At 42.7% G+C, this 25,083-nt stretch carries 22 protein-coding genes and 2 pseudogenes; 9 read left to right on the top strand and 15 right to left on the bottom strand.

Features of this window, described 5'->3' with window-relative positions; genetic code table 11:
* Nucleotides 1-27 precede the first annotated feature (27 nt).
* The 8 genes from yciA to GFB47_RS05140 all read right to left on the bottom strand — a co-directional run bounded on the left by yciA (nt 28) and on the right by GFB47_RS05140 (nt 8,024).
* Nucleotides 28-423 (bottom strand): acyl-CoA thioester hydrolase YciA, encoded by a 396-nt coding sequence (yciA, locus tag GFB47_RS05105; protein ID WP_153446987.1) that lies wholly within the window; start codon nt 421-423, stop codon nt 28-30.
* A gap of 96 nt (nt 424-519) precedes the next feature.
* Nucleotides 520-1,059 (bottom strand): septation protein A, encoded by a 540-nt coding sequence (locus tag GFB47_RS05110; protein WP_153446988.1) that lies wholly within the window; start codon nt 1,057-1,059, stop codon nt 520-522.
* A gap of 145 nt (nt 1,060-1,204) precedes the next feature.
* The gene (gene trpA, locus GFB47_RS05115; protein ID WP_153446989.1) at nt 1,205-2,032 is read right to left on the bottom strand and encodes a tryptophan synthase subunit alpha; all 828 of its coding nucleotides are present in this window, start codon (nt 2,030-2,032) and stop codon (nt 1,205-1,207) included.
* Nucleotides 2,032-3,222 carry a tryptophan synthase subunit beta gene (gene trpB / locus GFB47_RS05120; RefSeq protein ID WP_153446990.1) on the bottom strand — a complete coding sequence of 397 codons (1,191 nt, stop codon included), beginning with the start codon at nt 3,220-3,222 and terminating at the stop codon, nt 2,032-2,034. Before trpB ends, trpA begins: the two co-directional genes overlap by 1 nt.
* A gap of 10 nt (nt 3,223-3,232) precedes the next feature.
* Complete coding sequence (trpCF, locus tag GFB47_RS05125) at nt 3,233-4,684, bottom strand: bifunctional indole-3-glycerol-phosphate synthase TrpC/phosphoribosylanthranilate isomerase TrpF (protein ID WP_153446991.1); 1,452 nt, start codon at nt 4,682-4,684, stop codon at nt 3,233-3,235.
* A 17-nt stretch (nt 4,685-4,701) separates the two neighbouring features.
* A complete protein-coding gene (gene trpD, locus GFB47_RS05130) occupies nt 4,702-5,700 on the bottom strand; it encodes an anthranilate phosphoribosyltransferase (RefSeq protein WP_153446992.1) in 999 nt (332 codons plus the stop codon).
* Between the two features lie 58 nt (nt 5,701-5,758).
* Nucleotides 5,759-6,352 carry an aminodeoxychorismate/anthranilate synthase component II gene (locus GFB47_RS05135; protein ID WP_153446993.1) on the bottom strand — a complete coding sequence of 198 codons (594 nt, stop codon included), beginning with the start codon at nt 6,350-6,352 and terminating at the stop codon, nt 5,759-5,761.
* A 10-nt stretch (nt 6,353-6,362) separates the two neighbouring features.
* On the bottom strand, nt 6,363-8,024 hold the full coding sequence (locus GFB47_RS05140; protein WP_153446994.1) for an anthranilate synthase component 1: 1,662 nt from the start codon (nt 8,022-8,024) through the stop codon (nt 6,363-6,365).
* Between the two features lie 528 nt (nt 8,025-8,552).
* Here GFB47_RS05140 and rnm point away from each other — a divergent pair.
* Both rnm and GFB47_RS05150 read left to right on the top strand, forming a co-directional pair.
* The gene (gene rnm / locus GFB47_RS05145; RefSeq protein WP_153446995.1) at nt 8,553-9,440 is read left to right on the top strand and encodes an RNase RNM; all 888 of its coding nucleotides are present in this window, start codon (nt 8,553-8,555) and stop codon (nt 9,438-9,440) included.
* Nucleotides 9,441-9,476: 36 nt separating this feature from the next.
* A complete protein-coding gene (locus GFB47_RS05150; protein ID WP_153446996.1) occupies nt 9,477-10,097 on the top strand; it encodes an L-threonylcarbamoyladenylate synthase in 621 nt (206 codons plus the stop codon).
* Nucleotides 10,098-10,190: 93 nt separating this feature from the next.
* Here GFB47_RS05150 and GFB47_RS05155 read toward each other — a convergent pair whose 3' ends face one another.
* Complete coding sequence (locus GFB47_RS05155; protein WP_153446997.1) at nt 10,191-10,880, bottom strand: DNA-3-methyladenine glycosylase I; 690 nt, start codon at nt 10,878-10,880, stop codon at nt 10,191-10,193.
* Between the two features lie 271 nt (nt 10,881-11,151).
* On the opposite strand from GFB47_RS05155, the gene rluB reads away from it, so the two are divergent.
* On the top strand, nt 11,152-12,168 hold the full coding sequence (rluB, locus tag GFB47_RS05160) for a 23S rRNA pseudouridine(2605) synthase RluB (protein WP_153446998.1): 1,017 nt from the start codon (nt 11,152-11,154) through the stop codon (nt 12,166-12,168).
* A 162-nt stretch (nt 12,169-12,330) separates the two neighbouring features.
* On the opposite strand, the gene GFB47_RS05165 is transcribed toward rluB, so the two are convergent.
* The 3 genes from GFB47_RS05165 to GFB47_RS05175 all read right to left on the bottom strand — a co-directional run bounded on the left by GFB47_RS05165 (nt 12,331) and on the right by GFB47_RS05175 (nt 15,891).
* Nucleotides 12,331-12,651 (bottom strand): HI1450 family dsDNA-mimic protein, encoded by a 321-nt coding sequence (locus GFB47_RS05165; protein WP_153446999.1) that lies wholly within the window; start codon nt 12,649-12,651, stop codon nt 12,331-12,333.
* A gap of 35 nt (nt 12,652-12,686) precedes the next feature.
* On the bottom strand, nt 12,687-13,256 hold the full coding sequence (gene efpL / locus GFB47_RS05170; protein WP_153447000.1) for an elongation factor P-like protein EfpL: 570 nt from the start codon (nt 13,254-13,256) through the stop codon (nt 12,687-12,689).
* A gap of 172 nt (nt 13,257-13,428) precedes the next feature.
* Nucleotides 13,429-15,891 carry a DNA polymerase II gene (locus tag GFB47_RS05175; protein WP_153447001.1) on the bottom strand — a complete coding sequence of 821 codons (2,463 nt, stop codon included), beginning with the start codon at nt 15,889-15,891 and terminating at the stop codon, nt 13,429-13,431.
* A 532-nt stretch (nt 15,892-16,423) separates the two neighbouring features.
* Here GFB47_RS05175 and uvrY point away from each other — a divergent pair.
* The 4 genes from uvrY (at nt 16,424) to GFB47_RS05195 (ending at nt 21,616) form a co-directional block, all read left to right on the top strand.
* Entirely contained in the window at nt 16,424-17,068 is a 645-nt protein-coding gene (uvrY, locus tag GFB47_RS05180; protein WP_153447002.1) for a UvrY/SirA/GacA family response regulator transcription factor, read from the top strand.
* A 5-nt stretch (nt 17,069-17,073) separates the two neighbouring features.
* The gene (gene uvrC / locus GFB47_RS05185) at nt 17,074-18,945 is read left to right on the top strand and encodes an excinuclease ABC subunit UvrC (protein WP_153447003.1); all 1,872 of its coding nucleotides are present in this window, start codon (nt 17,074-17,076) and stop codon (nt 18,943-18,945) included.
* A 46-nt stretch (nt 18,946-18,991) separates the two neighbouring features.
* Nucleotides 18,992-19,552: a CDP-diacylglycerol--glycerol-3-phosphate 3-phosphatidyltransferase gene (gene pgsA, locus GFB47_RS05190; RefSeq protein WP_153447004.1), complete on the top strand. Its 561-nt coding sequence runs from the start codon at nt 18,992-18,994 to the stop codon at nt 19,550-19,552.
* 264 nt (nt 19,553-19,816) lie between these two features.
* The gene (locus tag GFB47_RS05195) at nt 19,817-21,616 is read left to right on the top strand and encodes an AMP-dependent synthetase/ligase (protein WP_153447005.1); all 1,800 of its coding nucleotides are present in this window, start codon (nt 19,817-19,819) and stop codon (nt 21,614-21,616) included.
* A gap of 76 nt (nt 21,617-21,692) precedes the next feature.
* Here GFB47_RS05195 and GFB47_RS05200 read toward each other — a convergent pair.
* Nucleotides 21,693-22,049 (bottom strand): annotated as a pseudogene (locus GFB47_RS05200) (transposase); the annotation flags it as partial.
* On the opposite strand from GFB47_RS05200, the pseudogene nspC reads away from it, so the two are divergent.
* Nucleotides 22,050-23,120, top strand: a pseudogene (nspC, locus tag GFB47_RS05205) (carboxynorspermidine decarboxylase); the annotation flags it as partial. It abuts the pseudogene before it with no gap.
* A gap of 38 nt (nt 23,121-23,158) precedes the next feature.
* Nucleotides 23,159-23,509, top strand: coding sequence for a hypothetical protein (locus tag GFB47_RS05210; RefSeq protein WP_153447008.1), 351 nt, complete (start codon nt 23,159-23,161; stop codon nt 23,507-23,509).
* Nucleotides 23,510-23,522: 13 nt separating this feature from the next.
* Here the strand turns inward: GFB47_RS05210 and GFB47_RS05215 are convergent, their stop codons facing one another.
* Together GFB47_RS05215 and GFB47_RS05220 are read right to left on the bottom strand one after the other, a co-directional pair.
* Nucleotides 23,523-24,068 carry a glycine cleavage system protein R gene (locus GFB47_RS05215; protein WP_153447009.1) on the bottom strand — a complete coding sequence of 182 codons (546 nt, stop codon included), beginning with the start codon at nt 24,066-24,068 and terminating at the stop codon, nt 23,523-23,525.
* A gap of 104 nt (nt 24,069-24,172) precedes the next feature.
* Nucleotides 24,173-25,036 (bottom strand): DUF3943 domain-containing protein, encoded by an 864-nt coding sequence (locus GFB47_RS05220; protein ID WP_153448156.1) that lies wholly within the window; start codon nt 25,034-25,036, stop codon nt 24,173-24,175.
* Nucleotides 25,037-25,083 lie beyond the last annotated feature (47 nt).

A 25,083-nucleotide genomic window follows, 5' to 3' on the forward strand; every position in this document is an offset into this window, starting at 1 on the left:
GTTCATAGGGCATCATTTGGAGATAAATTATTTTTTTACCGTTCTTGGGCGGCCTTCACCATCGATGGCAACATAGTTAAAGGTGGCTTCACATACTTTATTTTTATCACCAATACCATCAACACTAACCGATTTTACCCACACTTCGAGTGCGATAGATAAAGAGGTATTGCCAACTTTGATGCACTCACCATAACAACACACCACATCACCAACGGTTACGGGCCGCTTAAAAGTAATGCTCGAAACCGACACAGTCACCACACGGCTATTGGCGATTTCTTTGGCTAAAATAGCACCGGCTAAATCGAGTTGTGACATGATCCAACCACCGAATATATCGCCATTGGCATTGGTATCGGCGGGCATGGCTAGGGTGCGTAAAATCATTGAACCGGTAGGGGTTTCAACAGTTGTGCTCATTTGTTTTTCCTAAATCGGGCTTTCTGATAATCAAATCGCCACATAATAGTGGCGATTGATAGTTAAAATAATACAGATTATAACCAAAGCGAGAAATTATTTCTCTTGGTTTTCTTTCGGCATATATTTGTAGATATAAAAGCCAGTTAAGATGGTGTAACTGAAGGTGGCGATGAGTAGTCCAAAAACTTTGAAATTAACCCAAACATCTAATGGTAATCGGTAAGCGACATAGATGTTGATCACCGCGCACACCGCAAAAAAAGCCACCCAAGCAAGGTTAACGCGTTTCCATACTTGATCGGGTAGGGTGATCTCTTTACCTAGCATGCCTTTTATCACAGGTTTGCCCAGGTAATCAGACACTAAAAGGCCAACTGAGAATAAAACATAAATAATGGTGACTTTCCATTTGATGAAATTATCATCGTGGAAAAACAGTGTCATACCGCCAAAAATTGCCACCATCAAAAAGGTGATGATTTGCATTTTCTCTACTTTTTTATACACAAAGTAAGTCACAGCAACTTGCACAGCCGTGGCAACGATGAGTGCTCCAGTCGCCACATAAATGTCATAGCTTTTGTACAAGAAAAAGAAAATAACCAGTGGAATAAAATCAATAATTTGCTTCATGCGTTCTTTAATTAGTTTGTCAATGATGGGGTCAGTCTAATCATTTTCATTAGAATAGAAACTGTTTAGAGATATTTTGCGACAAAAAAGGAGCAAAACTGCTCCCTTTGTTTAAATATTCAACACTCGTTGCTAACTTGTGTCTTTATTTTAGTGTCGCCGCTTTCATGCCAGAGACAAATGTGGCCAGTTTATCTAGCATCTGTTGCGGGTTATCTTTATTAGCCTCAATGATTTTCACTACTGCAGAGCCTGAAATTGCGCCTGCTGCGCCAGCGGTGATCGCTTGGTGTACTTGGGCCGGCTCTGAAATACCAAATCCTAATAATGCAGGAGGAGCATTAAATTGATTTAAGCGTTCAAGCAAGGCATGTACTGGCATATTGGCTTTGGTTTCGGCCCCAGTCACACCCGAGCGAGACAGCAAATAAGTGTAACCGCATCCTAAGCTTGAGACTTGCTCTAATGTGGTGTTATTAGCGGTTGGTGGCGCAATAAAAATAGGGTGGATGCCGTGAGCTTTGGCGGCGCTATTAAATGGTTCGCTCTCACCGGTTGGCACGTCGGCAATTAACACTGAATCAACACCGGCTTGTTGGCAACGAGCATAAAAGTCATCAATACCACGGGCAAACACTAAGTTGGCATAAACCAATAAGCCAATTGGCATATCTGGGTATTCACGGCGAATTTGAGTAATGATCTCAAAACAAGTATCTGGCGTGGTGCCTGAATCTAGTGCGCGAATATTTGCCCCTTGAATGGTTGGGCCATCGGCAAGAGGATCTGAAAACGGAAATCCTAGCTCTAATGCATCAGCGCCTGATTGGATCAAAGTATGGATAATCTCCAGGGATTGCTCAGGGTTTGGATCGCCAATGGTGACAAAAGGAACAAACGCGCCTTGGTTTTTGGCTTCGAGCGCATTAAATAACGCTTCATAACGACCGGTGTGAGTGGTTGAGTTTGTCATTAGACCGCTCCTTTATCTTCTAATAGTTTGTGTACGGTGAAAATATCTTTATCACCACGGCCGGATAAGTTCACCACTAACAGTTGTTCTTTTTCCGGATCCTCGTACGCCATTTTTAACGCATAAGCCAATGCATGAGAGGACTCTAAAGCAGGAATGATACCTTCATGTGAAGCGAGATTTTGGAACGCATCGAGTGCTTCATCATCGGTAATGGATACATATTGCGCCCGACCTGTCGCATTCAAATGAGCATGTTGTGGTCCCACTGATGGAAAATCAAGCCCAGCAGAAACAGAGTAAGACTCTTCAATTTGACCAAAGCTGTCTTGCATTAGTGGGGATTTCATACCAAAGAAGATACCGGTTTTACCATGTTTTAATGGCGCGCCGTGTTGGTCGGTATCAATGCCTAAACCGGCAGGTTCGACCCCAATTAACCCCACTTCGGTATCGGGAATGAAATCGGCAAACATACCGATTGCATTTGAGCCGCCGCCGACACAGGCAATAACGGCATCGGGCAGACGACCTTCACGAGCGAGAATTTGATTCTTGGTTTCTTCGCCGATCATACGTTGGAATTCACGCACAATGGTTGGGAATGGGTGAGGGCCTGCCGCAGTGCCAAGTAGGTAGTGCGCGTCTTCATAAGTTGCAGACCAGTCACGCAGCGCTTCATTACAGGCATCTTTTAACGTGGCAGAACCTGAATGAACTGGGATCACTTCCGCGCCCATCAGCTTCATGCGAAATACATTGGGGCTTTGTCGCTCAACATCTTTAGCGCCCATGTATACGCGGCATTTTAAGTCCAGTAAAGCACAAGCGAGTGCTGCGGCAACGCCATGTTGTCCCGCGCCGGTTTCGGCAATAATTTCTTTCTTACCCATGCGTTTAGCTAATAATGCCTGACCTAACACTTGGTTGGTTTTGTGCGCGCCGCCGTGCAACAGATCTTCACGCTTTAGATACAGTTTTGTTTTGGTGCCTTTGGTCATGTTGCGGCATAAAGTTAATGCGGTTGGGCGACCGGCATATTCTTGTAATAAGCCCATGAATTCTGCTTGGAAAGCTTCATCTTGTTGCGAGTCGATAAAAGCTTGTTCTAGTTGATCAAGCGCGGGAACCAGAATTTGTGGGACATATTGACCACCAAATTCACCAAAATAAGGGTCTAACTTAGGCATGGTATTTTCCTTAATAATTTCTTAATGCTGTAAATGCGGCGGTAATTTTAACCGGATCTTTTTTACCAGGTTCACGTTCAACCCCTGAGTTTAAATCCAATCCAATACAGCCTAATTGTCCGGCTTCAACGATGTTGTCAGGCGATAGTCCGCCCGCGAGCATAATACGGGCACGATGACTGGTAGAGGTTTTCCCTGCGGCTGTGCTGGCCAGTTGATCGAGCAATGACCAATCAAAGCGTTTTCCTGTTCCACCAGATTGATTACCGACTTGCGCGTCAAGTAAGTGTTTATCAACATGTTTGGTTAAGAGGGTTGGCAGGGCATTACTCACCCCATAGGCTTTCCATATTTGAATGCTTTTAGGTAATAAAGATCTAAGCTCGGTTACATCGGCTTGGCTTTCATTGCCATGTAATTGCACCGCCGCTAAACCTAATTGATTGGCGATTTGTGCGATTTCATCCAAACTGTGGCCTTGCAGAGCTTTGTTTTTAACCAGCTGTGTTTTATAGCTACTGAGGTTTTGAAACACTCCAACATAATGAAGAGGTGCGCCGCTCATGACTAAGCGCGCAGTCTCAATATCGACACAACGTTTGGAGTTTTTAACAAAAATCAAACCGCCATACACACTACCTGATTGATAGGCGGCGTTGGCATCATCAGGGTGGGTGAGACCACAGACCTTATTCTCGCCCAGCAATACTCGACGTACTGCCAGCTCTAAGTTGTCTTCCGACATTAATGAACTGCCGATCAAAAATCCATTGGCAAACTGAGAAAGTTCTTTCACCTGTTGATGGTTATGGATCCCCGATTCTGAGATCACTATAGTGCTTTTTGGCAGGCGAGGTGCCAGTTCTTTGGTGCGCTCAAGGGTGATGGATAAATCGCGTAGATTGCGGTTGTTGATCCCAACGACGGGGGCTTTTAGCGCAATTGCACGCTCCAGCTCCTCTTCGTTGCTGACTTCGGTTAAATAGCCAAGGTTTAAGCGGGTGGCGACATTGGCAAGGTGACGATATTCTTCATCATCGAGCACAGACAGCATTAATAAAATGGCATCGGCCTGATAATGACGCGCCAAGTAGACTTGGTATTCATCAATCATAAAGTCTTTGCAAATCACAGGTTGGGTGACTTGATTACGAATTTGAGGAATAAACTCAAAATCACCTTGGAAATATTTACTGTCGGTTAAAACTGAAATAGCGCTGGCATGTTTGGCATAGACCGAAGCAATGTAATCGAGATCAAAGTCATCACGGATCAAGCCTTTTGATGGCGAGGCTTTTTTACATTCTAAAATAAACTCGGTTTTGCCAGTATTGAGCGCGTCATAAAAACTGCGATCACTGGGTGTGAGTTGATCTTTGAAGCTGGTGAGCGGTTGCTGCGCTTTACGTTCTTCCACCCAAATTCGTTTATCAGCCACTATTTTTGCGAGTACCGTTTCCATTGCCTTTCCTTTAATGATTAACCGCGAGCGGCAAGTTGAGTGACGAGTTGATACGCTTTGCCAGAATTCATCGCCTCTATTGCTTGTTGAGTATTGGCTTTGAGATTTTGCTGGCCAAATAAACGCAATAGCAGCGCGACATTAACTGCCACTGCAGACACTTGCGCCTCGCTGCCTTCACCATTGAGAATTTGCGTGATGATGGCGCGGTTTTCGTCTGGCTCTCCGCCTTGAATTGCCTCAAGTGGATGAGTGTTCACCCCAAAATCTTGCGGGGTTAAAGTGTATTCGATAATGTCACCATTGACGATTTCATTCACCAAGGTTGAGCCGTGGATCGCGACTTCATCTAATCCACTACCATGCACCACAGCGGCACGTTTTAGTCCCATCTGGGCTAACGTTTTGGCGATTGGGCGGACTAATGACTCATCGTAAACCCCCATTAATTGTATATTAGGGCGAGCTGGATTAATTAAAGGGCCAAGTAGGTTAAAAATAGTACGCGTATTCATTGCTTTGCGTACTGGCATGGCATGACGAACGCCGCCGTGATATTGCGGAGCAAATAAAAATGCCACCCCAATATCATCAATGGCGGCTTTGGTCTCTTCTGGGCTCATTGAAAGATTAATGCCAAACGAATCAAGTAGGTCAGATGAACCGGATTTGCTCGATACGCCACGGTTACCGTGTTTGGCGACTTTTACGCCACATGCGGCGGCAACAAAAGCGGCTGTAGTGGAAATATTAAAAGTGTTCGAACCATCGCCGCCAGTTCCGACGATATCGGCAAAGTCGCCTTCAATAGTAGGAAAAGGAGAGGCATTAGCTAATAAAGCATGAGCGGCTCCGGCAATTTCTTGCGGCGTCTCACCTTTGATTTTAAGCGAGGTTAACACCGCGCCAAGTAAAATAGGATCCATATCCCCTTTAATGATGATATCGAATAATTGATGACTTTCGTTTTCGCTCAAATCCGTTTGGGCGTACAGTTTATTAATGATGTTTTGCATGTGGTGTCCTTACTCTAAATTCTTGGCTCTATTCGTTATGCGCTTTTGTTATTCGTTATTAGGCTTGCATTTGAGTATCTAACGCCCAATGAATGGTGTTCTCTAATAACGTTGCGCCATAAGTGGTCATGATCGATTCAGGGTGAAACTGAAAGCCACACACTTTATGATTTTCTTCAACCACGGACATTACCAGCCCATCGACTTCCGATGTTACGGTTAATTGCTCGCTCACATGGGTTGCTACTAATGAGTGATAACGTGCAATAGCAAAGGGAGAGGGCAGATTTTGATAAGTTGGGTGATTACCATGCACCATCATTGAGACTTTACCATGGATGATTTCGCCCGCGCCTGCCACTGTGCCGCCATAGGCTTCGACAATCGCTTGATGGCCTAAGCAAATTCCAATCATCGGCACCTTGCCTTTTAATCGTTGAATCAACTCTGGCATGCAACCGGCTTTACTCGGCTCACCAGGCCCTGGCGATAATACGACAACCGCGTTATCTAATTGGCTGATTGCCTGTTCAATTGTTTGAGCGGCAATGTTGTTACGATAAATAGTGACGCAATGACCTAAGCTGCGAAACTGATCGACAAGGTTATAAGTGAAAGAATCAAAATTATCGACAAATACGATATTAGCCATAATAGTCACCTTATCCTTGTGAGCTTTGTGGGTGTGAAACTGGTTGATGAGACGCTGGTGGATTCGATTGAGCTTGGTGCGCGGCTTGAATGGCACTGATACAAGCTTGAGCTTTCCCGCGCGTTTCATCGGCTTCTGATTGTGGGTCGGAATCAAACACCACCCCCGCGCCAGCTTGAACCGTGGCAATGCCGTTTTCAACATAAGCTGAACGGATCACGATACAAGTGTCTAAATCGCCTTCGCCGGTCAAATACCCAACCGCGCCGCCATAGGTGCCTCGACGTTGTTGTTCTACTTCACGAATAAACTGCATCGCGCGAATTTTAGGTGCGCCCGTTAAGGTGCCCATGTTCATTGTGGCTTGATAGGCATGCAACGCATCCAAATCTGAGCGTAATTCGCCCACCACGCGTGATACTAAATGCATGACATGGCTGTAGCGATCCACTTTTAATAAGTCGGCCACATGGCGAGAGCCAGCAGTGGCAATTCGAGCCACATCGTTACGCGCTAAATCAACCAGCATCATGTGTTCGGCATTTTCTTTTTTATCGCTGCGCAATTCCAATTCGATGCGGCTGTCTAAATCAAAGTTAATCGTGCCGTCAGCATTTTTACCGCGACCACGAGTGCCGGCAATAGGGTAAATTTCAACTTGTTCGCTCTCAGCATCATACTTCAAAGCACTTTCTGGTGAGGCGCCAAACAAAGTAAATAATTCGTCTTTCATATAAAACATATATGGGCTGGGATTACTTTGCTTAAGCGCTTTATAAGCGGCTAACGGTGAAGGACAAGGTAAGGTAAATCGGCGAGAGGGCACCACTTGGAAAATATCGCCTTGAATCACATTTTGCTTAAGATCGCGCACGATCTGGCAAAATTGCTCATCACTGATATTGGTTGTAACCGTCATATCGTCAACATTAATCGCAGTCGGTAATGGTGGCACATCGGTGCAATGTTGACGGATTTCTTGCAGGCGGTGTTGCAATTGTTGTTTGGTCACTTGGCTAGCATCAAAGGCGCTGGCTTGCACACTACAATGTTGGGTTTGATGATCAAACACCATTAAGGTTTCGGCGACATAAAAAACATAATCAGGGCAGTTATCAATGCTGCTAGCATGACCTAATGATTCAAAGTTAGCGACTAAATCATAAGCAAATAAACCACCGATAAAAATTGCGTGTTTATCTTTGCCTTCAATATCAAAGCTATGCTGAACTAAACGTAACGCATCAAAGCTTGAAGCTTCACGTAAGCGCGTATCTTCATCCAGTAATTCATTTAAGGTCGAAAAAGTAAGTTCGAGCTGTGACTCACAAGCCTTAGTTAATACGTTATTGGCTTGATTAATATTTTGTTTTACCGCTTTGAGTAGTTGCTGACCATTTTCTGTTTTGGCGGTCATCACCACATTATGACCACGGCATTCGATCCGAACCGCAGCATCAATTAATAATAAGCTTTTTAAATTCTCTTTTGAGCTGATCTCGGCGCTTTCTAATAACAAACTGTTTTGTGTGTCTTGCGCATGATCTGCGTTGACGCATAAAGCATTAAACACTTGTGTCGGGTCTTCGAGATAAGGAGTCTCTAATTGAAATACTTCAATCGGGTGCTTTTTGCTTATCATTGCATTATGGATCTGTGCTGCCTTATTCATAAGACGTCCTTTTACTTGATTTTAATTCCGTTTGCTTTCACAGGCTTACCGATTTTTGCTATTTATCGATAGTCGCATAAACTTAATCATGCCCCAATAACTTTTTTACTATTAATCGACTTAGATAAAATGAAAGCGTTATTTTGGTGATTATTTAATCGTTTTAGTTGGTGTAAAGCACGAGAGGCATTAAAAAACCCGCATTCTCAGCGGGTTGATTGCCTAACGATATAAAGCAAGCCCCAACTAAGATAGTAAGCGCCAAGCATGCCAGCTAAGAATAAGAGAGAGCAAGGAAAGCACACAAAGCGGTTCTTTGTGATTGCGATGAATGTTAGAATCTTGTGATAACGATGAAAACATAGCTCTAGTTCCTTGTACTGAAAAGACTAACACAATTCGTTAGCTTGAAAACTTATGTACTAGTAAACTAGTTTGGTGGTTTTTAGTCAAGCCTTTTTTAAAATATAGCCAAAATAACTTAAAGCGGTTGCTTTAAGTCATACGGGTATACATTGAGACTCTTTAATGCGTATTGATTTACATAGCCACACCACATGTTCCGATGGGCGTTTTTCTCCAACGCAATTGATCGATCGTGCCGTCGAATTTAATATTGATGTATTTGCCATCACCGACCACGACAGCATCGATGCGATAGACCAAGCGAAACGCTATATCAACGAGCAATCTTTGCCAGTTCATTTAATCAATGGCATAGAGATCTCGACCGTTTGGCAAAATAAAGATATCCATATTGTGGGTTTGAATATTGATATTGAAAACGCTGAATTAAAGCAGCTTATTGCCGAACAAAAACAACGTCGAATTGATCGTTCCGAGTTGATGGCAGAGCGCCTAGCCAAACACACGCGTGAGGGAGTATTAGAAGAAGTCCAAGCCATTGCGGGTGAGGCCTCAATTACGCGTTCTCACTTTGCTAAATGGCTGGTGGATAATGGTTACGCGAAAACCATGCAGATGGTGTTCAAAAAATATTTAACCCGTAATAATCCCGGTTATGTGCCGCCATCGTGGTGCACCATGATCGATGCGGTTAATGCGATTCATGCCGCAGGAGGCGAGGCAGTTTTAGCGCATCCAGGCCGTTATCAATTGACAGCCAAATGGATGAAGCGTTTAATTGCCGCATTCGTTGAAGCAGGTGGTGATGCAATGGAAGTTGCTCAACCACAACAAGCGCCACAAGAACGACGCACGCTGGCGGATTATGCGATACAATACAACTTATTAGCATCACAAGGTTCGGACTTTCATTATCCTTCCCCGTGGATGGAATTGGGCCGAAATTTATGGTTACCCGCCGGGGTTGAACCCGTGTGGAAGGATTGGCAAGCAATCGCACATATACCGTTAACCGGTAGCTATTCGACACCAGAAGATAAGATTAATTAAGCGAATACTTGCCCGTCACAGACTCAAGGAATAACAATGAGCCAGTTTTTTTATTTACACCCAGACAATCCGCAAGCACGCTTGATCACACAAGCGGTTGCGATCATCCGTAATGGCGGCGTTATCGTTTATCCGACCGATTCTGGATATGCGCTAGGCTGTCAACTTGAAAACAAAAACGCACTAGAACGCCTTTGTCGCATTCGTAAAATTGATGATAAACACAACTTTACTTTATTGTGCCGCGATTTATCGGAACTCTCTTTATATGCCCGTATTGATAATAGCGCTTTCCGTTTATTGAAAAGCAATACTCCTGGCGCTTATACCTTTATCTTTAAAGGCACGAAAGAAGTGCCACGTCGCTTAATGAACGCCAAACGTAAAACCATTGGTATTCGTGTGCCAGACAATAAAATTGCCTTGGATCTACTCGAAGCATTGGGCGAACCGTTAATGTCGACCACTCTGATTTTACCGGGCAACGATTACGCCGAATCCGACCCAGAGGATATCCGCGATAAGCTGGAACATTCGGTAGATTTAATCATGAACGGCGGTTTCTTAGGCGAGCAACCAACCACAGTCATTGATTTTAGTGAAGATGAAATGGTGGTAGTAAGACGCGGTGCAGGGGATCCTTCACCGTTTGAGTGATTCATCAGTTACCTGTCGTGGTCACTTAATTATATAAGCCTCATCGTGTTTTTTATACGGTGAGGCTTTTTAATGTTGATTTCTATCGGCGATTTACAGCACCTGATTATCACCACAGCTATAAGCGATAATTTGGCTAATTTCGGAAAGGCTACGACCTGATTGTTGTTGCCAATGGTTAAACGCTTTTTGTGCTGCTTGCATGGCACGTTTTGTTCCTCGAGCGCTATCAATCACACCAATATTTCTTAAGTGAGATTCAACATCGGACGATAAAATAAAGGTATCAACGCCCATTTGACGTAAAGTATAAGGGCCAGTATTACCACCTAATCGATTTCCGTGTTTTTTCAAATACTGCCATAAACCGATAATATTATCCGTTGGCCAATGGGCAACCATGTGAGAGAACGACGTAAATTCAAACTGAGCAGAATGAATCATTTGCGCATTTTTTGGAATGGATTTTACTTTGGTAAGATGACGAATAATACTCGGATCTTGTGCTTTTTGTTCCCATATTTCTTCGGGTAGCATCATTAACGGTTCAAGCTTGAAGTTAAAGAATAAGCTTTCGAAATTAGGCCATTTTTTTCTGACTACCTGCCACGAAATACCACATTGAAACACCTTCATGGTAAAAGCAGCCAGCCAACGATCGTCGGTGATGTGTTGTAACTCTGCTTGAGAAAGGGGTTTACTCACCAACAACTCTAATTGTAGTTCTCCACCTTTACGTTCTGCGGCTCGTTGATAAATAGCATCGAAATGTTCAATCGTCATAATTATTAATTAAGTTGTGAGGGAAGCGATGAGGTTAACAAAAATAGTGACAGAAGGTAATGATAATGATGTCCACGTGGTGGAAAAATATTCTATCTCAGTAGGGTTTGATGTATACTATGCTGCCTTTTCTTAGCGCTTGAGCAATCCATGATGGAAGCTTAAAGACGGATGAAAAGCTAAATAATTTTTAATTTATTGTTTTGTATGGTTAATTCATCATGAGAACAATAAAAGACGGCTGTGAAGTCGACAAACAAAAGGTTAACCCATGAACGAAAAATTACAGAAAATCTTAGCTCGTGCAGGGCATGGTTCTCGTCGTGAATTAGAAGCGATGATCCAAGCTGGTCGTGTGAGTCTTAATGGTCAAGTGGCAAAACTGGGCGATCGCCTAGAAGATGAAAATGCCCTTATCCGTATCGATGGCCATAAAGTATCGGTAAAAGAATCGGAAGAAGTGATCTGCCGCGTATTAGCGTACAACAAGCCCGAAGGTGAGTTGTGTACGCGTAGCGATCCTGAAGGTCGCCGTACCGTATTTGATCGCTTACCAAAAATTAAAGACTCGCGCTGGGTATCGGTGGGTCGTCTAGATGCTAACACCGGTGGTCTATTACTCTTTACCACCGATGGTGAATTAGCCAACCGTTTAATGCACCCAAGCCGTGAAGTTGAGCGTGAATATTTGGTGCGTGTTTTTGGTGAAGTGACCGAAGAAATGGTTCGCAACGTGACGCGCGGTGTTGAACTTGAAGATGGCATGGCACGTTTTGAAGACGTTGTGCATGCGGGTGGCGAAGGCATGAACCATACGTTTTATGTCATGATCACCGAAGGTCGTAACCGTGAAGTTCGCCGTTTATGGGAATCTCAAGGGGTAACGGTTAGCCGTCTGAAACGTGTTCGCTATGGTGAAATCTATCTTGAAAAATCACTGCCTCGTGGTGGTTGGATTGAGCTTGAACTGAAAGAAGTGAACTACTTGCGTGAAATGGTAGACTTAAAACCAGAGCGTGAAACTTTGATTGATCCAATGGCAGGTTCGCGTAAACGTGATCGTTCGCGTGGGCAAAAAATTCGTCGTGCGGTTAAACGCCATGAAGAAAGAGCCACTACGACTACTAAAGGTCGTAGCCGTTCAACCACGCGCGGTAACGTGGCTACAAAAGGCACCACCACCAATAAAGCAAACAATGGTGAGGCCGTCGGCGGGCGCGATGGAAAGCCGAAGCAACGCCGTGTGAATAACGGTTTGCCTAAGCCAAAGGGCAGAACAAGAATTTAATCTACCCAAGTAAGATGGGTATAGATTGAAAACATAAAAAATGCCGAACTCACTGTTAAAGCGAGTTCGGCATTTTGCTATTTGGAGGTTTTAGTTTGAAGGCAATACCAAATGGATCAAAGATTCAATGGAATGGGTATAAGTTATCCCTCTTACAAAAACTTAATCACGCTTCCAAAGAATATGACAAAACTTATTGTCAGGATCACGGCTGATCAACATACGAGCAAAGACATCATCAAGTGTGTCATCGGCTTCATTGACTAAACCAATTTTCACTTCTGCGTACGTTTCCTTATCCACCTCAAAACCAACATGTTGTGACCAATCATCGCCAGTCTCAACCGCTTCTGCTGCGCCGCGATCTTCAAATTGAGCGGTGAATAAAATCACATCGACAGCATCTAAGCTATCGGGTGCCATTTCAAGAAAAATGTCATACGCAACATCGATGGCATCATCAAGAGAGATTAAATCAGTCATAATTTCCTAATATTTTTAAAAGTGAATATGTGTTGTTAATCTGCACGGCTCATGAACTTACGCTCAGAAGTGTTGATTTTGATTTTTTCTTCATTAGCAATATATTCAGGTACTTGAACCACTAAACCAGTCGTTAAAGTGGCAGGCTTAGTACGAGCACTGGCCGATGCACCTTTAATTGATGGTGAGGTTTCAACGATCACAAGATCAACACTGGTCGGTAATTCAATGCCAATTGGCTTGTCATTGACGATTAACACGCTTAGGCCTTGGGTATCTTCATTGAAGAATAAAATCTCATCTTCAATAGTTTCTTTGTTGAAGTGGTAAGGGGTGTAATCTTCGTTATCCATGAAGACATATTCAGCACCATCGATGTACGAAAACATCACGCTGCGACGGCTAAAATCAGCCAAAGTCAGGATTTCGTCGGCTTTGTAGCTTTCGTCAGCTTTAGCACCGGTAGCGATGTTGTACATGCGCATGCGATACAAGCTCGCGCCAGCACGACCACTTGGGGTTAATTTGCTAACTTCACGAACAGAGTAAACTTGACCGTTCACTTCAACAACGGCATTTTTTTTAATTTCACTGGCTTTAGGCATGAGTGTTTCCTAATAAATTTTTTAAGCATCGCTTGGTCACGGCATTGATATTATGGTTACTGCATTGATATCAATATAGTGTCTTACCGCGATGAATTGTAAATGACGAGCAGAAAATATCACGATCTGCACCGAACGACAAAGAAAAGTGGCGGTAGACAGTAAAAGGGCCTCAAAATAAATCAATTTGTGGCGCGATGACCGATTCAAAGTCTAATCCAATAAAAGGCAAAATAGCATCGGCGACAGGTTTTAATTGCTTATCAATATAATGTTGGTAGTCAATTGGACTGTGTAAGTAATCTTTTGGTTCCGGTCCGTTTATGGTAAAGAGATACTGAATACGCCCTTTGTTTTGGTACTGCAGTGGACGACCTAATCGAGCATTGTGATCATCGGCGAGTTTGGCGGCGCGAACTTGAGGCGGAATGTTTTTTAAATACTCGTTTAACTTACGGCGTAAACGCTTTTGGTAGACCAAATCATCATCAAATTTTCCGGCTAAGGTATCGTCAACATATTGACGAATAAAACTTTGTGGATCTTTATCATGAAACACCATGTTATATAGGGTTTGTTGAAAATGGTGTGACAACGCTGTCCAATCTGTACGAGCGCTTTCAAGCCCTTTAAACACCATTTTTTCAACGCCTTGCTCGACAATCATACCGCAATAACGCTTTTTAGAACCGGTTTCAGCGCCGCGAATCGTCGGCATTAAAAAGCGCTGATAATGGGTCTCGTATTCTAACTCTAACGCCGAGGTTAAATGAAATTCTTCTTGTATGTGTTGCTGCCACCAATGGTTAATTGTTGTCACTAAGTGATGACCAATTTTATCGGCTTTGTCTGGGGTATGTGGCTCGATTAAAGACACAAATAGGGAGTCAGTATCACCGTAAATAACTTGATAACCTTGCGCTTCAATTAACACCCGAGTTTGCTTCATGATTTCATGTCCACGCATGGTAATTGATGATGCAAGGCGAGTATCAAAAAATCGACAACCAGACGAGCCCAGTACGCCATAAAATGAATTCATAATAATTTTGATGGCTTGAGAAAATGCCGCTTCTTTATTGCGCTTGGCGACATCTCTTGCTTGCCATAATTGTTCGATCATCTTGGGTAGAAAATGCTTGTCGCGATGAAATTGTCCACCTCTAAATCCCGCGACCGCTTGATCATCTTGTTTTCCGATCGACTGTTGTAAGCCCTCGACTAAACCAAGTGGGTCAATAAGAAAAGTGCGAATAATAGCAGGGTAGAGCGATTTAAAATCCAACACTAATACCGAGTGATACAAGCCGGGATCGGAATCCATCACATAGCCACCGGGACTAGCAAGCCAATTCTCCGATTGAAGATTAGGCGCAATGTAGCCAGCGCGATGCAATTGAGGCAGGTAGAGATTGGTAAAAGCGGCCACCGAACCGCCAATACGATCAAGCTCCACTCCAGTTAACTGAGTACGTTCAATCGCAAATTGGAGCAGATGCGTTTGGTCGAAAATTCGCGTCACTAGGCGGCAATCTTGCAAGTTATAACGGGCAAGGGAGTGTTTATCTTCACGAAATTGACGATTAATTTCATCCATACGATTAAACGGATCATGAATGATTTTGCCTTCACCAAGTAACTGTTGTGAAACCGACTCTAATGTCCAAGAATTAAAATGATAAGTCGCGGTTTTTAACGTATCAATACCATCTAATACCACTCGACCAGGGATAGACACAAAGCCTTGCTGGGTGGTTTTTGATTGCCTGAAATAGAGGTTTTGACTACCCCGTGCGATCGCTAACGGTAGCTTATGCCATTTGGCACGTTTATCGAGTAAGCGAAAATCAAAGTCGATAACATTCCAGCCAATAATAATATCGGGATCAAAAGTGCGAAACCATTGGATTAACGCTTTAAGTAATGCTAATTCATTTGCTACCCATTCAATGTGCAGCTCTTCATTTTTTTTCTGGGTGGGAGCTAGGGGATTAGGGGCCTCACCAATCATGATCACGCGACTGTCTAGTGTTGAATCAAGCCCAACAGAATACAAAATACCTTTTTCGGAGCATTCAATATCGAGTGAAACCACGCTTAAATTAGGTTTGTAATCACTCGGTTTACATTTTGCTTGCCTGACGCTTTGATAACCCTGCTTTTGGGTGCGATCACCGATAAATTGCACTCCGCCTCGGATAAAGCGCTCCATTAAATAGCGGTCGGTTAAGCGAATGTCATCTTCAAAGGTAATAATGCCGTGCTGATTAAAAAGTTGTTTTGCTTGATAGGATATTTGATTATTCGGCGTGTAACAGGCAAGCACCGCATTTTGTTCAAAGGTTTTGAGTGGCACGCTTTTCATCTGAATGGGAGTTTGCTCTCCAAAGGTATCCGCGATAAGTTGCTCAGCCTTTATTTGATCTTGCTTGGTAATAAAAAACACAACTTGTTGGTCTTGGATGAGTAACTGAACAGGACCCGAGTCGGTAGCCAGCCAAATTTCGATAAGGGTTTTATTATGGTTGAGCTGATCAGAAGTCTGCATAGAATGGCTGTGATTAATCTGAAAAGACGAACGCACATCTCGGGCTTGTCGAGATAAGATAAAACCCTGTTGGATCGATGATGACACTGCTTTATCCAAAGAGAGTGTGAATGAATTGGAGTTAGAATAACAAAAGATGCTTTATAAATCTTAGGAGCTTTATCGTTCTTAGGTGCTTTATAAATCTAAGATGCTTTAATAAACCTCAATCAGTTCCAGAAAGTTCAGATTTAATGATTTAGCATAACTATGGAGTGGTAATTGTGGTTGGGATAGCAAGCGCTTACGATAACGTCAATGAATTGGGCTATATCATTATTCCGGCGTTTGACGGTTTTTTATTTGCATTATGGATAAAACCATTAATAATACAAATGTATAATAACCAACAACTCGTTAGTTAAACCATTTTCTTTATAAGGTTATTGGCTTAAATAAAGTCATTTAATACAGTATGTTAAAGAAATTAAGTTTTTTTATTATAATTTCCTTAAAAATTGACGTTGATCATTAGATTTATGGTCATGTTTTTAACTAACTAAGGTAGAATGCTATAAAAATTAAGCCTATCAACTAAGCTTAACAGTATTAGCGATAATCCAAGTGTGGAGATACAAGAGTGATAAATGTTTTTCTTGTAGATGATCACGAGCTGGTTCGCACAGGGATTCGACGTATTATTGAAGACGTCCGTGGCATGAAAGTAGTAGGGGAAGCTAACAGTGGTGAAGAGTCTGTAAAATGGTGCCGTGCTAATCACGCGGATGTTATCTTAATGGACATGAATATGCCGGGTATTGGCGGCTTGGAAGCTACCAAAAAAATCTTACGATTTAATCCCGATGTCAAAATTATTGTTTTGACGATTCATACCGAAAACCCATTTCCAACCAAAGTAATGCAGGCAGGCGGTTCTGGTTATTTAACCAAAGGCGCAGGGCCCGATGAAATGGTGAATGCGATCCGCATGGTCAATAGTGGTCAACGCTATATTTCACCAGAGATCGCGCAACAAATGGCGTTAAGTCAATTTTCTGCACCCTCGGATAACCCTTTTAAAGAGTTATCAGAGCGTGAATTGCAGATCATGCTAATGATCACCAAAGGTGAGAAGGTAACCGATATTTCGGAGCAATTAAATTTGAGTCCGAAAACGGTCAACAGTTATCGTTATCGATTATTCAGCAAGTTGGATATTGGTGGGGATGTTGAACTGACCCACCTTGCAATTCGTTATGGCATGATCACAACTGAGACGTTGTAGAGTCTATGGATGTGCCTTTGGCAGATTTTGATTCTGCTGCTTTTTTATCAACCGTTTCACAACAACCTGGCGTTTATCGTATGTATAACGCCATGGATGATGTTATCTATGTTGGTAAAGCCAAAAATTTAAACAAGCGCCTGTCGAGTTATTTTCGTAAAAACGTAGATAACGAGAAAACCAAGGCGCTGGTTTCGCATATCCAAAAAATTGATGTGACGGTCACTCATACTGAAACCGAAGCCTTGATCCTCGAACACAATTACATCAAGCAATACCTACCTAAATACAATGTGTTACTGCGTGATGATAAATCGTATCCCTATATTCTGATCTCAAAACATAAACACCCAAGGTTGGCGTATCATCGCGGCGTAAAGCGGCGTAAAGGGGAATACTTTGGTCCTTACCCTGAAGCTGGTGCGGTGCGTGAAACCTTGCATTTGTTGCAAAGAATTATTCCGGTGCGTCAGTGCGAAGACAGTGTGTATGCTAACCGAACCAGACCGTGTTTGATGTATCAAATTGAGCGTTGCTCAGCGCCGTGCGTCAAAGGCTTAGTAAGCGATGAAGAGTATGCCGAAAGCGTCCATTATGTGCGTCTCTTTTTGCAAGGAAAGGACGATCAGGTTCTGAACGCTTTGATAGCAAAAATGGAACAAGCCAGCCAAGGATTGGCGTTTGAACAGGCGGCTAAGTATCGCGATCAAATTCAGGCCATTCGTCGGGTGCAAGAGCAGCAATCTGTGTCAGATGATTCACTGGATGATATGGATGTGATTGGATTTGCCAAAGAAAATGGTTTGGCGTGTATTCATTTATTGATGATAAGGCAAGGAAAGATCCTTGGTAGTCGCAGTCATTTCCCTAAAATTCCAGCAAATACCGATGATAAAGAAGTGTTTTCGAGTTTTCTAAATCAGTATTATTTAAGTCATAACGAAGCCTCAAGCATTCCTAACCGAATCACCATGAATGGGGATTTATTCGATGACAACGTATTTGATGGATCCTCCAGCCTGCAAGAGGCATTGGCACAACTGTCGGGGCATAAAGTTCAATTTCATACCAAACCTCGTGGTATGCGAGAGCGTTATTTGCGTTTATCCAATACCAATGCATTGAGTGCGCTAACCGCAAAAATTAGCCACAAGATGACGGTCAATCAAAGAGTTAAAGCATTAGAGTTAGAATTTAAGCTGCAACGTATTGAGCGCATGGAATGTTTTGATATTAGCCATACCATGGGAGAGAGTACCATTGCCTCGTGTGTGGTGTTTAATCGAGAAGGTCCGGTTAAGCAAGATTATCGACGTTATAATATTGAAGGTATTACGGGGGGGGATGATTACGCGGCGATGGCGCAAGTGCTGGACCGACGTTATTCAAAACAGCAATATACCGATGAACAGTATGCTGAAAAAATTCCCGATATTATTTTTATTGATGGTGGTAAAGGGCAGCTAAATCGCGCGCATGAAATCTTGCAAAAATATTGGCAAGATTGGCCCAAACGACCTGAATTGATCGGCATTGCTAAAGGGGTAACTCGTAAACCTGGGCTCGAAACCTTAATCAAAACCAATGGTGAAGAGTTCAATCTACCTAGCGATGCACCGGCATTACACTTAATTCAGCATATTCGTGATGAAAGTCATAACCATGCGATTAGTGGTCATCGAGCCAAACGTGGGAAAACAAGAAGAACCAGTACCTTAGAGGGAATTGAAGGGGTGGGTCCTAAACGTCGGCAAGCTTTATTAAAAAGCATGGGTGGAATTCAAGAATTAAAGCGTGCAACTGTCGAAGAACTAACCAAAGTGCCAGGGATCAGTAAATCTTTAGCAGAAATCATTCATCAAGCATTGAAACAATAATGTTTTTAACGCAACATTGAGCAGCACTCACCAAGAGCCCGTAATTATGCGATTTACTATACCGAATATTTTGACTTTACTTCGATTGGCGCTGATCCCAGTTTTTGTCGTTATTTTCTATCTTCCTTATACTTGGGCGCCTTTTGCTGCCGCAATGGTATTTTGGGTTGCAGGATTTACCGACTGGCTCGATGGGCTGTTAGCGCGTAAATTAGGCCAGACTTCTCGCTTTGGCGCATTTTTAGATCCTGTTGCCGATAAACTTATGGTGGCGGTAGCATTAATTCTAATCGTTGAGCATTACCATACGATTTGGATCACGATTCCTGCAGCAACAATGATCGCGCGAGAAATTATTATTTCGGCATTGCGTGAGTGGATGGCTGAAATTGGAAAACGTGCCAGTGTTGCGGTCTCTTGGATTGGTAAATGGAAAACTCTGAGTCAAATGTTTGCGTTATGGGTATTAATTTGGCGTTACGATGATTGGATGGTGTGGGTTGGTTATGCCGCGTTATATATCGCCACAGCGTTAACTTACTGGTCGATGATCCAATATTTAAAAGCGGCGAAAGGTGATTTATTAGCCGGTGAAAAAGACGATTAAGCGCTTAGGGTATAAATCGTTTTGATATGAATTTAACAACCTCGCAATTATGCGGGGTTTTTTTATACCTAAAATTCGTTTAGCGACTAAAATAAAGTCATGTCTTTGAAACATGACGCAGAACAAATCTGAAGCAAAAACTTACAACTGTAAGCTAAAAATCGTAGCATTTTAGAGGGTATAAGATAGAATACGCAAAAAAAGAAACACTTGTAAGCTCAAATCTGTTTATGAGTCCAGTTTTTATAATTAGGTAAACACAACATGTCATTAGAACAATATCATCTCATTGGTTCTTTACGTCTACAAAGCGATGCTTTACAGGATACAATCGCTCTGGAAGGATTTGAAACCGCCGCGCCTTGGCATCAAGTATCATGGACTCAATTTGATACCATCTCACAAAAAATAGCGCAAGTTCTGATCCATTTTGGGGTAGGGGTACAAGATACCTGCGCCATTTTATCCGATAACAAACCACAATGGGCTTGTGCGGACATCGCTTGTTTGAAAGCGCGCGCTGTGGTGGTGCCGATTTATCCAACCAGTACGTCAGAGCAAGCTCGCTATATAATCAATGATGCACAGGTAAAAGTCTTGTTTGTGGATAACACCGAACAATACAAAGTGGCGTGTAATTTACAAGCACACAGTAATAGTATTGCCCATATTGTGGTGTTTGATCAAAGTGTGGAATTATTAAATACACACTGTCATCACCATTTCGATACGCTGATCAGTGACACTATGGTGGTTGACGTTGATTGTGAGATTGAACTACAACAACGTTTATCAGATGCTAATTTAGATGATCTGCTTACGCTTATTTATACTTCCGGTACCACTGGCGATCCTAAAGGTGTGATGCTGGATTACCGCAATATTGCCTCAACCATGCGCCAACACGATCAAAAGCTCGCGTTTGCCAAAGGGGATGTATCACTCGCTTTCTTACCGCTTAGTCATGTCTTTGAACGTGCGTGGAGCTTTTACGTTCTGTGTCGTGGTGGTAAAAATGTCTACCTTTCTGACACCAATAAAATCAAAGAAGCGATTGCAGAGGTTCGCCCACATACTTTATGTGTAGTGCCACGCTTTTTAGAAAAAGTGTATAGCGCAGTCCAAGCGAAAGTGGCAAAAGGCTCAGCGACACAACAAAAAATGTTTGCTTGGGCGCTATCGGTGGGGGCTCGTCAATTTGAGGTACAACAACAGCGTGCTAAAGCTAATCCTTGGCTGAGTGTGCAACACGTTATTGCGACTAAGCTGATCTTTTCAAAACTGCAACAAGTACTCGGTGGGCGTTTGAAGTTTATGCCTTGTGGTGGCGCGGCGTTAGATAAAGACGTAGCCGGTTTTTTCCATGCGATCAATATTCCGGTGTTGTGTGGATATGGCATGACAGAAACCACGGCAACAGTCACCTGTAATACTATTGGCAATCGTGTTACCGGATCTAATGGTCAGGTGCTAAGTGAAACTGAAGTGAAGATTGGCGCAAATAACGAGATCTTAGTTCGTGGTGATATCGTGATGCGTGGCTATTATAATCGCCCAGTGGAAACCGCAGAAACGTTCCAAGACGGTTGGCTTAAAACTGGCGATGCGGGTGAGTTTGATGCCAACGGTAACTTATATATTACCGATCGCATTAAAGAGTTAATGAAAACCTCTAATGGCAAATACATTGCGCCGCAACGTGTTGAAGGTAAAGTAGGTTGCTGTCCGTTCATTGAGCAAGTGGCAGTGATCGCTGACTCGCGTAACTATGTTACCGCTTTAATCGTGCCTTCTTTTGAATCTTTAGAATTGTGGGCAAAAGAGAAAGGACTACGCTACGAATCACCGCTTGAGCTTTTGCGTAATAGCAAAGTGGTTGAGCATTTTGAAAAGCGTTTGAAAGAACTGCAACAAGAGTTGGCTGGGTTTGAAAAAATCAAAAGATTTACGTTATTGCCAAGCCCATTTTCGATTGAGCAAGGTTTGATAACCCCAACCTTAAAATTACGCCGTAAAAACATTTACCAAGCGTATGCCAACGAAATTCAAGCGATGTATGTTTAAAGCTATCTATCTTTAGGCTAGCTATCTTTAAGATAGCTATAATCTGATTGGGTCTGCCCTAGTTATACTATTCTGGTCAAGCCGAATAGGACACCTGACTTTGTAATTTTTCATAGTCGAGTGGCGTTAAATCACCAAGCGTAGTATGCAACCTTTCATGGTTGTAATACCGGATATATTCTTCAACATCTTCTTTCATTGCATCACGCGTTAAATAAACCACATTGAGTATCCATTCATTTTTCAAGCTACCGAAGAACCGTTCGACGACAGCATTGTCTAAACAAGCTCCAACGCTGCTCATTGATGATGTGATGCTATTTCTCGTTAACAGGTGCTGAAATGAACTGCTGGTGTACTGTGAGCCTCTATCACTATGGAAAAGTAAGCCTCTTTGAGGCTTACGAAGTGTAATTGCCATTTGTAATGCACGAAATTAAAAGCCCTAAGTGGCGTTAAATTGGTATTAGCCCTCAAGTGTTTTTCGACTTGGGGCGTATTTGACATCATGAAACCTTATCTTGATGGCACCACCAGCTGTGGCCCTTTTGAGGTGCAATTAGGTTATGAGACGTTTGGTGGTAGGGGGTCTGGCAAAGAAACTCACGCTTATAGTGTTGGTTACAGTGAAGATGACGTGAAAGCGGTGGTTGATATCTGCGATAAGATGATCTTCAATTCGCTGAGCCAGTTGCAAGCCTATCGTCACTTAGTGGAAGGTAAAGCCTCGATAGGGGTGCGTTTAAATCCGGGAGTGAGCCGCGCAGGGCAAGATTTAGCCGATCCTGCGCGTCAGTTCTCACGCTTAGGAGTACAGCAACAACAACTCTCACCCTCGTTATTTGATAGCCTTGATGGGGTGATGTTTCATATCAACTGTGAGAATAAATCAGCCGATGATTTTATTGCGCTGCTTGATGACATCTCACATCAATTTGGTGAGTATTTAGACAAACTGGATTGGGTTAGCTTAGGCGGTGGTGTGTTTTTTACCTGGCCGGATTATGAGTTAGAAAAACTGGCGCAAGCACTCAAACATTTTAGCGAAAAACATAGCGTGCAATTGTATTTAGAGCCGGGTGAAGCAATTATTACCAATACGGCGGATCTGGTGGTGACGGTGGTGGATATCGTAGAGAACGGCATGCAAACCGCTATTGTCGATTCTGCCACCGAAGCGCATCGACTTGATACCTTGATCTATAATGAACCTGCTAGTATTGGTGAAGCATCCCAGTTTGGTGAATTTGAATATGTGATAGGGTCATGCTCTTGTTTGGCAGGAGATCAATTCTGTGTGGCTAAATTTGAGCAACCATTAAACATTGGTCAACGACTACATATCTTAGACAGCGCCGGTTATACCATGGTCAAACTGAACTGGTTTAATGGCTTAAAAATGCCAAGTGTGTATTGCCAGCGTAGCAATGGGGATATTCAAAAATTAAATGAGTTTGGTTACGAGGATTTTAAGCGATCATTGTCACAATGGTCGGTCAGCTAGTGCAATACCATCAAATAAACTAAAGCTCAGGGGATAAGATGAAAATAAAATTAGACGCTATTTTTAAGATCGAAGATAAAACAAATGTAGAGAAACTAATGGCGGCTTTAGTGGCGCAACAAGCCGAATTTGAACGCCAGCTTATTCCTAACCTTGATTATATTGATCCGCGCGCGATGAATGATAACGGTATAACACTACAAGAAGTTGTGCATATTCAAGGCAATCAATATGCACTGCAATATCGTTATGACTGGTTTGTATTCAGTCCCTGCACCAATTTAGATGAAACAGGAACGCACCAAAACAAAGTCACCTTTAGTCTTAAACCTGCCGGTGAGATCTGCTTTGATTTATCGGCGCTTGGCAATGAAGCATCAAGCTTTTAGATCTGCGAGCGAATTAACTCTGTTTCGCCTTGCTCTTTTTAACCACATTGGCTTGCATGCCCAAGGTTTCCAATTCTGAGATCACATCTTGAATATTGGTGGCAGTGGGCAGAGTTACGGTTAAATGTGAGCTAAACATGCTGGCACTGACCCCAAGGCTATCGGCTAAAAATACGCGATTACTTTCTATGTTGATGATCTGCCCATGCTCCGTTTCAACGGTTTGGGAAATATCATGCACAATCCCACCTCGATCTTCTGCATCGACTCGCATGTTATACAGGTTGTTTTGTTGGTCATCGGATGTCTTTTCTTCGCTACAATCAGTGGAATCGGCAAAATAAACAGTCAGACCTTTTTGTTGAGTAAAGGCATCTTTCACAGCCTCAATATGTTGTGTTGGCATTTTTATTTTGATCAACCCAGAGACTTGTTCATCCAGATAATTGATTTTTGACACCAGCCACTTACCTCCGTTTTCATGGGTGATTTTAGCCAGTTGATGAATAATCGGCGGGGAGGTTTGACCTGCAAAATTAACAATGAATGTTTGCATCATAATGTTCTCCTTTAATGACCAAACGAGATGGAACTCAATTGAGTTATTAAGATAAGTTTAGATACTTTGTAAAGAAATAGAGTGAAGCAAGGCAAAAAAATTGATTAAAAATGATATTTAAACGTCATACCAATAAATTCATTACCTGCATAATGGCTGGTATTGTGGTTGAGTAAATTGGTTTTGGGATAGCTTAAAGACGGGTCGCTCGTTAACGATAACTCACTATTACTCTCATCATCACCGGTAAACCAATAATGAATATGGCCAATTGGGTTTAATAAAAACAAACTGATGGTTCCGACTGTTTCAGAGCCGAGCAGTTCACCATCATTTTCAAAGGCGATGTATTGTTCCGCTTGATACATACCTTCACCCACCAAGGAACCTAAGATTGGGGTCACAATAATATCTTGCCACGATGGCACTTCGGCAAACGCTTCTACCCCATACTCCCAAAAAAAGGTCGACATAGTAAAAGAGTACAAAAAGGATTCAAAGCCATTAAAACCAGAGTGACGTGCAACGGTATAATAAACTCCGCCAAAGTAGGGATGCATAATGTAATTAAGGTAAAATGAATCGTTATCCCATACTGGACCTTGCGAGACATTATCTTTCCATTTCTGGCCTAGGCTGTCGAAAGAACGCTGGTCACTATCCCAATGAGTGACTCCTTCAGGCAATAAAGTCATTAAACCGACAGCTGCTAGGCTTAAACCGAAGAAGGTATAAGTTTGACCGAGTAAATAATCCCAATCTTTGCCGTCACTGATGGTTAGGTAGCGTGGGGGGATTGAATTAATATCTTTGTCGTCGTTGATTGGTTTAGAATTGAGCGATAAAGTGTATTGTTGGTTGGGTTGGCAATAATTAGAGAGTAAGGTGGTGTTATTGCAACTTACCGGAGAAACAAGCGACGCAGAGTATTCAAGTGCGCTTGCTGAGGTCGAAACGCAAGTGAACATTGCTAATAAGTAAGATGTTAGCCCCCGCAGTTTCTGGCTTCTCAAAC

The sequence above is a fragment of the Vibrio algicola genome, assembly GCF_009601765.2.
In the GTDB taxonomy this organism is placed as follows: Bacteria; Pseudomonadota; Gammaproteobacteria; order Enterobacterales; family Vibrionaceae; genus Vibrio; species Vibrio algicola.

What these genes read in the sequence shown, in the direction of transcription:
- yciA (WP_153446987.1), bottom strand. Translation starts at nt 423, where the DNA reads ATGAGCACAACTGTTGAAACCCCTACCGGTTCAATGATTTTACGCACC.
- GFB47_RS05110 (WP_153446988.1), bottom strand. Translation starts at nt 1,059, where the DNA reads ATGAAGCAAATTATTGATTTTATTCCACTGGTTATTTTCTTTTTCTTG.
- trpA (WP_153446989.1), bottom strand. Translation starts at nt 2,032, where the DNA reads ATGACAAACTCAACCACTCACACCGGTCGTTATGAAGCGTTATTTAAT.
- trpB (WP_153446990.1), bottom strand. Translation starts at nt 3,222, where the DNA reads ATGCCTAAGTTAGACCCTTATTTTGGTGAATTTGGTGGTCAATATGTC.
- trpCF (WP_153446991.1), bottom strand. Translation starts at nt 4,684, where the DNA reads ATGGAAACGGTACTCGCAAAAATAGTGGCTGATAAACGAATTTGGGTG.
- trpD (WP_153446992.1), bottom strand. Translation starts at nt 5,700, where the DNA reads ATGCAAAACATCATTAATAAACTGTACGCCCAAACGGATTTGAGCGAA.
- GFB47_RS05135 (WP_153446993.1), bottom strand. Translation starts at nt 6,352, where the DNA reads ATGGCTAATATCGTATTTGTCGATAATTTTGATTCTTTCACTTATAAC.
- GFB47_RS05140 (WP_153446994.1), bottom strand. Translation starts at nt 8,024, where the DNA reads ATGAATAAGGCAGCACAGATCCATAATGCAATGATAAGCAAAAAGCAC.
- rnm (WP_153446995.1), top strand. Translation starts at nt 8,553, where the DNA reads ATGCGTATTGATTTACATAGCCACACCACATGTTCCGATGGGCGTTTT.
- GFB47_RS05150 (WP_153446996.1), top strand. Translation starts at nt 9,477, where the DNA reads ATGAGCCAGTTTTTTTATTTACACCCAGACAATCCGCAAGCACGCTTG.
- GFB47_RS05155 (WP_153446997.1), bottom strand. Translation starts at nt 10,880, where the DNA reads ATGACGATTGAACATTTCGATGCTATTTATCAACGAGCCGCAGAACGT.
- rluB (WP_153446998.1), top strand. Translation starts at nt 11,152, where the DNA reads ATGAACGAAAAATTACAGAAAATCTTAGCTCGTGCAGGGCATGGTTCT.
- GFB47_RS05165 (WP_153446999.1), bottom strand. Translation starts at nt 12,651, where the DNA reads ATGACTGATTTAATCTCTCTTGATGATGCCATCGATGTTGCGTATGAC.
- efpL (WP_153447000.1), bottom strand. Translation starts at nt 13,256, where the DNA reads ATGCCTAAAGCCAGTGAAATTAAAAAAAATGCCGTTGTTGAAGTGAAC.
- uvrC (WP_153447003.1), top strand. Translation starts at nt 17,074, where the DNA reads ATGGATGTGCCTTTGGCAGATTTTGATTCTGCTGCTTTTTTATCAACC.
- pgsA (WP_153447004.1), top strand. Translation starts at nt 18,992, where the DNA reads ATGCGATTTACTATACCGAATATTTTGACTTTACTTCGATTGGCGCTG.
- GFB47_RS05195 (WP_153447005.1), top strand. Translation starts at nt 19,817, where the DNA reads ATGTCATTAGAACAATATCATCTCATTGGTTCTTTACGTCTACAAAGC.
- GFB47_RS05210 (WP_153447008.1), top strand. Translation starts at nt 23,159, where the DNA reads ATGAAAATAAAATTAGACGCTATTTTTAAGATCGAAGATAAAACAAAT.
- GFB47_RS05215 (WP_153447009.1), bottom strand. Translation starts at nt 24,068, where the DNA reads ATGATGCAAACATTCATTGTTAATTTTGCAGGTCAAACCTCCCCGCCG.
- GFB47_RS05220 (WP_153448156.1), bottom strand. Translation starts at nt 25,036, where the DNA reads ATGTTCACTTGCGTTTCGACCTCAGCAAGCGCACTTGAATACTCTGCG.